The following is an 11,789-nucleotide window of genomic DNA, read 5'->3' on the forward strand; positions in this document are numbered from 1 at the left end:
TTGCCCGTGGCGAACGTCGATTGGTGTTCGCCACGGGCAAGCGAGTACGCTTGTCCATGCCACCCAAATCTCGAGGCGCGACCGAGCGCCGCAGACCTAAAGAGCAGAGCTGAGACTCGGCGTTCCCATGACCTCGCCGATATCTGCCGCCAGGGCGTGGATGTCTTCTTCGGTCGTGTCCCACGAACACATGAACCGGCAGCCGCCCTGCCCGATGAAGGTGTAGAACTTCCAGCCCCGGGCGTGCAGTTCCGCGATCGCCTTGGGATTGAGCTGCACGAACACGCTGTTCGCCTGCCGGGGGAACAGAATCTGCGCGCCCGGCAACTTCTGCACGAGTGACAGCAGGCGTTCGGCCATGTTGTTGGCATGGCGGGCGTGGCGAAGCCAGGGCGCGTCGGCCCCGCCGCGCAACATGCCGACCCAGGGTGCCGACAGGAACCGCATCTTGCTGGCCAGGTGACCGGCCTGCTTGCAGCGGTAGTCGAACTCCTCGGCGAGGTCCTTGTTAAAGAAGACCACCGCCTCGCCGACGCCGGTACCGTTCTTCGTTCCTCCAAACGACAGCACATCAACGCCGGCTTCCCAGGTGATCTGTTTCGGTGGGACGCCTAGCGTCGCGGCCGCATTGGCGAAGCGAGCGCCATCCATGTGAACGCGCAGGCCCAGTCGTTTCGCTTCGCCTGCGATCGCTGCGACTTCCGCAGGCGTGTAGACCGTGCCAAGCTCGGTGGCATTGGTCAGCGTCAGGACGCGCGGCTTGGGGTAATGGATGTCGGTCCGCTTCTGAACGGTGGCTTTGATGGACGCCGGGTCGATCTTTCCGTTGCCGCCGGGCAGCAGGAGAATCTTGGTTCCGTTCGAGAAGAATTCGGGCGCGCCGCACTCGTCGGTCTCCACATGGGCCGTCTCGTGGCAGAGGATGCTGTGGTAGCTGTCGCACAGGTGCGCCAGCGAAAGCGAGTTGGCCGCCGTACCGTTGAAAACGAAGAACACTTCGCAATCGGTCTCGAACACTTCGCGAATAAGGTCCGATGCCTCGGCCGTCCAGCGGTCGTCGCCGTAGGCGACACAATGCCCGGCATTGGCCTGGGCCATTGCCGCCCAGGCTTCGGGGGCAAAACCGGCGTAATTGTCGCTGGCAAACTGGCGGGGCTTGGGATTGGCGCTCATGAGGATCGTTATAGCGAAGGGGGAATACGACTAGAAGTTGTCATTCTGAAAGTATGTGACTGAACGAGGAGCCGCGCACGGAGTGTACTCACGGAGTAAGCGGGCACGGCGCGGTTCGGGGTCATCCCCGCTTACTCCGTGAGTACACTTCGTGCGCGGCTCCTTGGAACCCCTCAGAACGGAATGTCGTCGTCGGAAAACTTGCCGTCACGCGGCTTGTTGTAGTGTTCGTCGCGACGGTCCTCACGGTCTGACCAGTCCAGGATCCGCGGCCGCTGGTCGGGCTCGTCGTATCGCTTCTGATCTTCCTCCCACTCGCGGCGGGCGTCTTCCCGCCAGGCCGGTTCGGGGGGACGCTCGCCGGGCTGAAGGCCCAGCTTCCACTCTTCGCCTTCAAGGTCGTCCGAATCGTCGCAGAAGAGGTCCATGTCGGCGTACTGCGGTTCGGCCGGGTCGTACTCCTGGTTATCGTCGTCGGCGTCAGGTTCGAGTTCCGACCAGTCGGAGTCGATCTCGCTGTCGTCGGTGTCGCTTTCCTCGTCTTCGTCGTCGAACTCATCATCCTCGTCGTCGTCGTAATGCCAGCCTTCGTTGGCAGGGTGATCGGGATCGGTCGGGAAGATGTCGAAGGTGAATCCGGCACCCGAGCAGTTGGGCGTAGGGCACATCCAGAATCCGTCGAACCCCTGCGGGTCGTTGATCACTTTCTGGAACCAGATGCCCTGGCTGGAAAACGTCCGCCCGCAGTGCAGGCAATGGCACTCGCAGGGCTCGGTCGGGGGCGCGAAGGAATCGTTTTTGCGACGGGGGTCGTTCGCATCCCAGCGGTCGGCGATCGAAATGGCCTCGTCCTCGCCCGGGCCGGAAAACAGATCGATCTCCTCCGATTCGTCGGCGGTGTCGTCGTCACCGTCGTTGACGTGCGTGTCGTCACGGCCGGCGACGGGACTGCTTTCGAAATCGGCATGCCAATGCCCGGCGGCGCTTTGGGTACCTTCGGGGGAGTGCTTGGGGTCGGCGTCATCGGGGACGCCGGCCTGCGGGATGGGCCGGTCCGGTTCCGGCGGCTCGTCGAACCGAGACTCGCGGTTCTCGTGGCTGCTCATGGCAATGTCATCTTCGTCCGCGCACCAAAGAACGCAAGCAAGAAGTCGGACCCAGTGGCGTCGCCACAACAACCATTATAATACGGAGGTAGCTACGACCGCGGCGGCAAAGCATTGTTCTGCACCCTGCCGCCAGCCAACAACCCACGCGGAATGAGGAACGCCATGCGACTGTCGAACGTGTCCGGAATGACTCGCCCGATCTGTGCCCTGCTCGCCCTGCTCTGCTGCGCCCTGCCGGCGCGCGCCGACGACCCGTGGGTCGTCTACCCCGGCGGGGATGGCGCGGGTAAGGGCAAGCACATCATCCTCGTTTCCGGCGACGAAGAATACCGCTCGGAGGAATGCCTGCCGCAGCTCGGCAAGATTCTCGCCACCCGCCACGGCTTCAAGTGCACCGTGCTGTTTCCGATCGACGACAAGGGTGAGATCAACCCCAAGCACACCAGCAACATCTCAGGCCTTGAGGCCCTCGGCTCGGCCGACCTGATGATCATTCTCACCCGGTTCCGCAATCTTCCCGATGCGCAGATGAAGCACATCGACGACTTCCTGAAAGCCGGCAAGCCGGTCATCGGCCTGCGGACGGCAACACACGCGTTCAACGGCATCAAGGGAGATTTCGCGAAGTACAACAACGGCTACAAGGGTCCGGAAAAGGAATGGACCGACGGTTTCGGCCGGCTGATCCTGGGCGAAATGTGGATCAGCCATCACGGAGCCCACAAAGGCGAATCGACCATCGGCATCTTCGCCCCGGATGCCGCGGGCAACCCGCTGCTTAACGGCATCAAGGACGGCGAGATCTGGGGCGCGACCGACGTCTACGGCGTACGCCTGCCGCTGCCCGGCGACAGCAAGCCCCTGGTTCTCGGCCAGGTCAGCAAGCGCGCCGCAAACGCCACCAAGGAAGAAATCGCGAAAGACAAGAACTACATGCTTCGCCCCAACGACATCAAGGTCGAAGGCAAAAAGAACGACCCGATGATGCCTGTTGCCTGGACCAAGAGCTACACGGTGCCCGGCGGCAAGGAAGGCAAGGCGTTCGCGACCACCATGGGATCGGCGACCGACATCGAGAACGAGGCACTGCGCCGGTTGATCGTCAACGCCGCGTACCAGCTCGTCGGACTGTCCGTGCCGGAAAAGGCAGACGTCGGCATTGTCGGCGTGTACGAGCCGAGTGCCTTCGGTTTTGGCGGTTACAAGACTGGGCTTAAGCCGGCGGATTACCAGCTCAAGTAGAGCAGATGACCGAGACGACATTCGTGCGGCAGAATCGCACTTCAGCCTGCTTTATAACGGCGTGATCATATTTAGCGCGCTCCGTGGAATGAGGCTCCGCCCTAGGTTGGCGGTCAGTTGTTCGTACCGGAGGTGCTTTGGCCACAGTCATGGTTGTTGAAGACGCGGACTTGGTTCGCGAAACGTTAACCCGCCTGTTGCGCCGCGAGGGGTTTGAAATCCTCGCGGCGCACGACGGGCTGGAAGCGATGGAAATGCTCCGCAGCACAACGCCTGACGTCATATTGCTTGACGTTAACATGCCCGACATGGACGGCATTGAGATGCTTGAGGCGTTGCAGTCCTCACCGCAGTACCAGGGGGTTCCGGTGGTCATGCTTACAAGTCACGGCGATACCCACACCATTCGCCGGGCCATGCAACTGGGGGCGAAGGAGTTTCTGGTGAAGGCGACATTCAGCATTGGCGAGATGCTGGAGTCGGTGAAAAGGTACGCGTCGCATCAGCCGAACTGAGTTCACGCGCAGCGGGATGAGGAAAAGGCTTCATTGCGACCTGCTGGCGAGGTCATCCGGGGTGTTTTTTCGATTGCATGCCAGTGAGCCTTGGGTACGCTTGGCGGGGAATCGCCCACGCTGGTTACCCCACCGTACAACCCGGACTCACCCATGATTGACCACACTGCTTCTGATCCGTCCGAACGCCGGTACGCTTCGTCTTTCACGCGTCGCCATTTGCTGACCGCAGCCGCCGCTTGCCTTGCCGCCGGCAGCCTGCCGCGACGGCTCCTTGGGGAAGACCACGCGGTTGTCGCCGCCAAGGCCCCACCACTAAAGATCCCCGACACCCACAAGATTTCCGGCTTTGCCCTCGGCTGTCAGGCCTGGACGTTCAACCGTTTCACCGTCATGGAAGCGATCGAGAAAACCGCCAAGGCCGGCGGACGTGTGATCGAGTTCTACCCCGGACAGAAACTCCGCCGGGACCAGCTGGCCGTCACTTTCAACCACGCGTCGCCGCAAGCCGTCATCGATCAGGTGCAGGCGAAGCTGAAGCAGCACGACATTCTCGCGGTGAATTACGGCGTCGTCGCGCTACCGCCGAAGGAAGACGAAATCCGCAAGGTTTTTGAGTTCGCGAAGAAGATGGGCATCCCCGCCGTCACCAGCGAACCGCCGGTCGAGTCGCTCGACATGATCGAAAAGTGCGTGAAGGAGTTCGACATCCGGCTCTGCATTCACGACCACCCCAAGCGGGCGAACGACCCCAACTACAAGTTCTGGGATCCGAACTGGGTGCTGGCCCAGGTGAAGAATCGCGACCCGCGCATGGGGGCCTGCGCCGACACAGGGCACTGGGTGCGCAGCGGCGTCAAACCGGTCGAGGCGCTGAAAATCCTGGAAGGCCGTGTGTTCAGCAGCCACATCAAAGACCTCAACGAGTTCGGCACCACCAAGGCGCACGACGTGCCTTGGGGCACCGGCGTATCCGGCGTGAAGGAAATCCTCGACGAACTCAAACGCCAGAACTTCGATGGGAACATTTCCATCGAGTACGAATACAAGCAGGACGACAACCTGGCGGAAGTGACCCAGTGCGTGGAGTTCGTGAAGAAGTATGGGGCGTGAGGGGCTGACGTAGTCGGGCGTTGGGGACGGGCACGCTTGTCTGTCACCTCTGATAAATCGGCAACACCCGGTACGGCACCGTCAGCGCCAGCGTCGCCATCGCGGTGCGATACACCCGCCCCGGCTCGCTCGACTCGGCAGGCCAGTTTGCCGGCCAGCCGCCGTCACCTTCTTGCGCCTTGACCAGCTTGTCCAGGATGGGTTTGGCGGCGGAGGTCCAGACGTCGTCGCTCGCCTGGGCGGCGGCCTGGGTGAGGTAGAACATGCCGTAGCAGGGGTACTCGCCGAATGGCTTTTCACCCTTCATTCGACTGGGCAGCGTTCCGGCAGCATCGGCGGCTTCGGGGCGGACGTTCTGATCGAGCAGGTAGAGACAAAGCACGCCGGTCGATGTGGTCCCAGCCTGCACCGCGCCGCCGGGCTGATACGCGAAGCCGCGCTGTTCCTTCTGATAACACCGGGCGACAAAATCGGCGGCCGCCTTGATCGCCGTCGGCGGCACCTTGATGCCCGCATCCTGTGCGGCGCGAAGGGCCAGTGCGTTCCATCCAGACAATGAAAGGTCGCTGTCGGGGGCGTCGCGGTTGTATCGCCAACCGCCTGCGAACGCGGGTTCCTTCTTTACGGCCTGGGCGGCGACGATCACCTCGACGAGCTTTGTGAGCACCGCATGCGTCTTAAGGCGTCGGTCCGCCCGCGGCTCCACACCATACGCCTGGGCGACGGCGAGCGTGACGATCGCCTGCGTGTACATCGGCTTCTCGTCGAGCTTGCCGATGTAGCCGTCCTCGGGGACGGCGTTCACCATTGCATCCAGTGCCTTGCCGACCACCGGGCCATATCGCCCGGCGTCGCGGGCGCTGCGCGAGTCCGGCGTATGTCCCGCCGACAGGAATGCCAGCGTCGTCAGCCCTGTGATCGCCCGGCGATTGCGCGACTGGTCGCCGTCCTTGCCTTCCGGTCGCTGCTGGTGATCGAACCAGCCGTCGTCCCGCTGCTGCTTGGCGAGGTACGCGAGCGCGCGTTCGACTGCATCATCGAGCTTCGGCGGAACAGGACGATCGCCCCGGGCAGGAACGGCAAACAGGAGAACCAGCAAAGCAAGCACTGAGTAGCGACGATCGAGAAACGCTCGGAATGAAGAATGAAGACTGAAGCAGGTTGAACCAGGAATCGACAGCGGAGAAGACGCACGGACATCATCCGCCAGTTCTACGTTCTTCATTCGGCACTCTTCGTTCACAGCGCCCTTCAGAGTCATCGGCTCCTCCAGGGCACATCAGCCACGCCGACGCGATGGTTGCATAGCCTTGCCTGGACGAAGAGCCAGTCGCTCAGTCGATTGACGTAGGTGAGCACCACTTCAGGGACCGGGCGGTCGAGGGAAAAGTCGACCAGCAGCCTTTCGGCGCGGCGGCAGATCGTGCGGGCCAGGTGCAGGCGGGCCGACGCCTCCGTTCCGCCGGGTAGGATGAAGTTGCGGAGTGGCGGGAGTTCGGTTTCTCCGGCATCGATCTGCATCTCGAGCCGGTTGATCATCGTGTCGTCCAAGACCGGCAGATTCGCCTTGTAGGGGCTGTCGTCGGGGGAGGCCAAGTGGGAACCGACGTTGAACAGGTCGTACTGCACCTGTCGGAGGGGCTCGACGCGGTCGGCCAGTTGGGGCGTCGATTCGATTGCCACCAAAGCCAGGCCGATCGATGCGTTCAGCTCGTCGACGGTGCCGTAGCATTCGATCCGGGCATCGCACTTGCGAACCCGCGATCCGCCTAGCAAACCGGTCGTGCCGTCGTCGCCTGTCTTGGTGTAGATCTTCATTCCACGGCCATGGTAGTACCGCGGGGACTGAAGGACCAATGCCGGGCGGGCTACGCGAGCAATGTAGCGATGGGGCCGGTTTGGTCGGTCTCCCTCAGCATCGCGTCGGGAACGCCAAACTTATCCACGGGCTTGCCGACCGCATGCAGCAGGGTGCAGTAGAGGTTGGCGAGCGTACGGTGTTCCTTCTGACCGTAGCCGGGCAGTTCGAGAAACCGCCCGGCGGTGCGGAGTTTGCCGCCCAATCCGCCAATCAGAACGACCGGCCACTCGTAGAGGCTCGGGTGGTGCTGTTCGCCGGAGTCGCTGAGGTAGACGATGACGGTGTTGTCGAGCATGGTGCCGTCACCTTCGCGGATCGCGTCAAGCTTCTTCGCCAGCCCTGCGATCAGGCCCGTGTGAAACCGGCGGAGATCGACGAAGCACTGCGCGGCAGACCTCCCGTTCTGGGCACTGCCGTGCCCGATGCCGTGCAGTTCGGGGACGCCAAGCTCGGGGAACTCGCCGAAGCCCTGCCCCCCGCCGCCGCTGGTGAGGAGCAGGACATTGGTGAGGCCGGCAATCAACGCGGCGGCACCGATTTCAAACTGCGACTCGAGGATGAGGCTCGACGCCGACGGTCGGAGCCGCTCTGCGCCCAGTGCCGGGGCATGCTCCTTCAGCTTGCCTCGCATGTCTGCGATCTCACGCTGGCGCTTGTGAAGGCTCTCGAAAGCGGCGAGGTAGCCGTCGAGCTTCTGGCGCTCGTCGCCGACGAGCGTTGCCTGGGCCCGCTTGACGTCCCCGGCCATGAAATCCAGCAGGTTGGACTTCTGGTCGAACGCCTTGGCGTCCGCGCCGTCGGCAACGGCACCGAAGAGGGATTTGAACGCCAGTTCCGGCGAACAGACGATCGGGCAGGCCTGCCCCGGACCGGACACGCTGAGACGGTAGTTCATCAGCACGCCGGGATTGGCACCGACCCCGATCGCAACGTGCGGAACCACCCCGGGGATGGCCGCCGCGACGGCATGATCGATGGTCTGCCAGAGTGGGCCCTTGTTGCCGGGGCAGGCGCCCAGCGCGCCGTAGTTGGCGGAGTGATCGCTGATCCCGATGCGGCCGGAAAGACCCTGGAGCAGCGTCATGCGATCGCGGAAGGGCGTCAGCGGTTCGATCGCCTCATGAAGCTGTTTGTCGACGATCGAGGTCTCGATCAGCCGGTCGTTGGTCGGATGCCGGTCGCGATAGGTCTTTGCCACGCCCACCGGCCGGACATGGTCGGGGTTCATGCCGTTGGACTGCGTGACAAAAACGACACGCCGTGGCGCAGGCTTGCCGGCCGACGCGGCCATGATCTGGTTAAGCATCGGCGACAGAAGACTCGCGCCTACGCCAAGGCCAAAACCCTTGAGAATGTCACGGCGTGAAGTGTTTCGGTGCGTCATGATCGAATCTCGCAGTCGAGGATGTTTCGTCGTCAGATCCCGCAATCGGTCCGTTGATGTTCGACACCGTGAACTCAACGCGGCGCCGGCTTCGCTTCGACGGCGCGGTACAGAAACGCGTCGCTGGTCAGGAGCGACGTCACCAGTGCCTTGAAGCTGCCGCCACTGCTTAGATAAGCCTGATCGGCCTGCTGAAGTACGTAGGCGTCGGCGAGCGATTCGTTGCGTCCCATGAAAAAGCGGAACGCGTGCCGGACGAAAACCTGGCGGGGGCGTTCGGAGCCGGCAATCCGGCGGAGCATGTCGCGCGGGTCGCGCACCGGACCGTCCAACGCCGGGTCGCCGCTGTCGGCGATCGTCCCGGTGGTCACCAGTGCCGCCTGGCGAAGGACGGGGCCGAGAGGCTCTCCCTTTTTGTCCATGTTTTTCGCCGTGGCTTCGGTGTCGAGCACCGACTCGCTCGTCCGGAACCGGCCGTAATGATCGAAGTTCTCGAACGGCAATCCGAGCTCGTCCATCTTCTGATGGCACTTCCAGCATCCCTCGGCGCGGGTAACGCGTAATCGTTCGCGGAAGGTGTGGTGCGGCTCATCAGGCACCTGCGCCGCAACACCGATCGGCAGATCGGGCACGGTCCCGCCCAATAGTCGTTCCCGAACCCAGCGCCCGCGGCGGACCGGGTCGTTGTCGAAATTCGTGCTCCAGGCCGCCAGCCAGCTCGGCTGCATCAGGACGCCAATGCGTGTCTCATCCGGCATCGGGGCCGGCTGCTGGTCCGACCAACCGCCGGTGAAGCCGTAAATCTCTTCCACGTGCATCGGACGTATGCCGGTCTTCTTGTCCGGCTGCGGCTGGTTCTTCTCGGCGATGTAGACCCGGTTCGTCCGCTCCTTGTTGTCGTTGCTGATGCGGGCGTTGTAATAGGTCAGTGGCGTGGTGAGCAGGGCGCGAAAGACATCCTTGTCCTGCTGGAGCACGTACGCGACCAGCAGATCGGTATCCTTCACATACACCGCCGGAAGGTAAACGGCATCCTTCGGCTTGTCCTTGAAGACATCAGGTGCGCGGTGGTACTCAAAGTACTCGCGGAAAAAGAGCGGCACGCGACTGGTATTCGACTTGCCCTCGGCAAGCATCCGCCGAACGTGCCCCTCCACCTGTTCTCGCGTGGAAAGCTGTCCCTTCTCGGCCGCCCGCACCAGTGTGCCGTCCAGCTTCTCGCCCAGTGTCAGGCTGATCGCCCTGGCCAGTTCCATCGGGACGAGCATTCGCCGGCCGTCGCGTTCAGAGACGCTGCTTCCCAGTTCCTGCCGGAAGATCACGTCCGACTTGAGGAGAATCGCCTGGAGCATGGTGCGCGCCGCCGAAGGCGAATCGCCGGTCTTGAGGCACCTGTCGTAGAACTCAAGGTAGGTCGTCGTCTCGGCGGCGGTCGGGACGCGGCCCAGCGCCATGCGAAACTGCGTGGCGATCGCCCTCTCCAGTTGCGGCGGCGTCGGCGGAGCGGCCGGGTCCACGATCGCCAGGAAGTCCTTCACCGCATTCTTGTTCGCAACGATCTGCGGCGGCGGCTGCACGTTGTTCTTCTTGTCGAACCGCTGGGGGACGACGAACTGCTGCGTGGTCTGCGCTTCAACAATCGCAATGGCATTGCGGACCAGAATCTCGGTGCTTGCTTCGTCGGTCTTGTACAGGCCGGCGTAGTCGCGGATGCCCCGGTCGTCGGTGAGTGTAAATGGCTGGCTTACGCCGGGAGCGTCTTTGAACCAGGCATTGGTGAGATTCATGTAGGCGTCAGGGCTGAGACGCCAGATTCTCGCCGCCGGGGGCTCGCCCGGCTTCGCGGGGCTGCCAAAGAGCAGTTCGTGGGGCACCAGGTTGCCCTGGTTGGGCAAACGGCTGGGCTCGGTACCCACCAAAGCCGACGCCCACGCGACCACCCGCCGGGCCGTGACGGTATCGGGCCGAGGTTCCTTGGGCGGGGGCATCAGACCGTCGCGAATCTGATCACGGACCGCGGCCCACCTTGCCGTACCGCCGGGGCCCGTCACCGACAGGTTGTCCAACCGAACCTCCCCCTTGTTCTTTTCTGCGTTATGACATTTCACGCAATGCGCGGTCATGAATGGGCGAATGAGCGTCTCATAGGGGTCCAAGGAAATCGTGGTGCCCGCCTTATCGGACTGTGCGACAGCCGCCATCGGAGCCATAAGTATGGTCAGAACTGTGAGTAGGCGACGCATCACACGCTCCACATCGTTAAACCTATCTCCAACTGCATACAGCAGTTCCATCGGGGTGAGAGACCTGACATCGGCTTTCGTGAAAGCCGCCGGACACCCTGTCTATCGAATAATTGCTTTGAAGCCGCGACCTTTCCTCTGGTTAAGGCTTCGTTAAACCGCTTGATCCTTGCAGGCGGCTGATAGGATACCTCCACTATGAGCATTGCGACCCCGCCCTCACAGACGGTATCGCCTCGACGTCCCGGAACCTACATGTATCGGCCGCCTCGGTCGCTCAACGGTGTCACGCACCGTGGCGTCGTTCCGGTGGCCCGACCGGATTCCACACGCATGACCCCTCCCGAACCAGTCGCCGGTGCCAATCCCGGCACGCGCGTGCCGGAGTCGATCAACGACGCCGCCGCCCCGGGAGCGCGCAAGACCAAGAAGCGCATTCTGGTCGTCGACGACGAGAAGGATCTCGTCGAGATGATCGCGTACAACCTCCGGCGCAACGGCTACGACGCACTCGTCGCCGAGACCGGCACCGACGCGATCGACATCGCAATGCGCGAGACGCCGGACCTGATCATCCTCGACCTGATGCTCCCGGGCATCGACGGGACGGAAGTCGCCCGACGTCTCAAGGGAGACAGCCGCACACAGTTCATCCCGATCATTATGCTGACCGCCAAGGCCGAGGAGACCGACGTCGTCGTCGGCCTGACGCTGGGCGCCGACGATTACGTGACCAAGCCGTTCAGCATGAAGATCCTGCTGGCCCGGCTGACGACGGTGCTCCGCCGCGTCGAACAGGGCACCGGCAGCACGCCGATGGAGTCCGGCGGCATGCTCAAGGCCGGCCCGCTCACGATCGACACCGCCAAACACGAAGTGCTGATCGACAACGAACCCGTCCGTCTGACGCTGACCGAGTTCCGACTGCTGACGGCGCTGGTCGCCGCCCGCGGCCGCGTTCTGACGCGCGACCAGCTGATGGACAAGGCGATGGGCACCGACGTGTTCGTCACCGACCGGGCGATCGACGTGCACATCACGGCGATCCGCAAAAAGCTCGGCGAGTCGCAATGGCTGATTCACACGGTGCGCGGCGTGGGCTATCGGCTTCAGGAAACACAGGACGAGACCGCGCCCTGAACGGCGCCG

Annotated in this window: 10 protein-coding genes; 4 read left to right on the forward strand and 6 right to left on the reverse strand. The window is 63.1% G+C overall.

The annotated features are described in order from the left end of the window. Positions 1-96 precede the first annotated feature (96 nt). Positions 97-1,173 carry a threonine aldolase family protein gene (locus IPV69_RS11560; RefSeq protein ID WP_206295264.1) on the reverse strand — a complete coding sequence of 359 codons (1,077 nt, stop codon included), beginning with the start codon at positions 1,171-1,173 and terminating at the stop codon, positions 97-99. 173 nt (positions 1,174-1,346) lie between these two features. After that, positions 1,347-2,279, reverse strand: coding sequence for a hypothetical protein (locus IPV69_RS11565; RefSeq protein ID WP_206295265.1), 933 nt, complete (start codon positions 2,277-2,279; stop codon positions 1,347-1,349). A gap of 165 nt (positions 2,280-2,444) precedes the next feature. On the opposite strand from IPV69_RS11565, the gene IPV69_RS11570 reads away from it, so the two are divergent. The 3 genes from IPV69_RS11570 (at position 2,445) to IPV69_RS11580 (ending at position 5,152) form a co-directional block, all read left to right on the forward strand. Then, positions 2,445-3,524, forward strand: a complete 1,080-nt coding sequence (locus IPV69_RS11570; protein ID WP_206295266.1) for a ThuA domain-containing protein — start codon at positions 2,445-2,447, stop codon at positions 3,522-3,524. A 137-nt stretch (positions 3,525-3,661) separates the two neighbouring features. Then, positions 3,662-4,039: a response regulator gene (locus IPV69_RS11575; RefSeq protein ID WP_206295267.1), complete on the forward strand. Its 378-nt coding sequence runs from the start codon at positions 3,662-3,664 to the stop codon at positions 4,037-4,039. 153 nt (positions 4,040-4,192) lie between these two features. Next, entirely contained in the window at positions 4,193-5,152 is a 960-nt protein-coding gene (locus tag IPV69_RS11580; protein WP_206295268.1) for a sugar phosphate isomerase/epimerase family protein, read from the forward strand. 43 nt (positions 5,153-5,195) lie between these two features. Here the strand turns inward: IPV69_RS11580 and IPV69_RS11585 are convergent, their stop codons facing one another. The 4 genes from IPV69_RS11585 to IPV69_RS11600 all read right to left on the reverse strand — a co-directional run bounded on the left by IPV69_RS11585 (position 5,196) and on the right by IPV69_RS11600 (position 10,598). Continuing rightward, the gene (locus IPV69_RS11585) at positions 5,196-6,251 is read right to left on the reverse strand and encodes a prenyltransferase/squalene oxidase repeat-containing protein (RefSeq protein ID WP_206295269.1); all 1,056 of its coding nucleotides are present in this window, start codon (positions 6,249-6,251) and stop codon (positions 5,196-5,198) included. A gap of 158 nt (positions 6,252-6,409) precedes the next feature. Beyond that, complete coding sequence (locus tag IPV69_RS11590; protein WP_206295270.1) at positions 6,410-6,970, reverse strand: cob(I)yrinic acid a,c-diamide adenosyltransferase; 561 nt, start codon at positions 6,968-6,970, stop codon at positions 6,410-6,412. 50 nt (positions 6,971-7,020) lie between these two features. Continuing rightward, positions 7,021-8,397, reverse strand: coding sequence for a DUF1552 domain-containing protein (locus IPV69_RS11595; RefSeq protein WP_206295271.1), 1,377 nt, complete (start codon positions 8,395-8,397; stop codon positions 7,021-7,023). 74 nt (positions 8,398-8,471) lie between these two features. Continuing rightward, positions 8,472-10,598 (reverse strand): DUF1588 domain-containing protein, encoded by a 2,127-nt coding sequence (locus IPV69_RS11600; protein WP_206295272.1) that lies wholly within the window; start codon positions 10,596-10,598, stop codon positions 8,472-8,474. A gap of 375 nt (positions 10,599-10,973) precedes the next feature. Here IPV69_RS11600 and IPV69_RS11605 point away from each other — a divergent pair, with 375 nt between their 5' ends. After that, entirely contained in the window at positions 10,974-11,780 is an 807-nt protein-coding gene (locus IPV69_RS11605; RefSeq protein WP_206295273.1) for a response regulator, read from the forward strand. Positions 11,781-11,789: the final 9 nt, after the last annotated feature.

This window comes from Humisphaera borealis (assembly GCF_015169395.1).
Lineage (GTDB): Bacteria > Planctomycetota > Phycisphaerae > Tepidisphaerales > Tepidisphaeraceae > Humisphaera > Humisphaera borealis.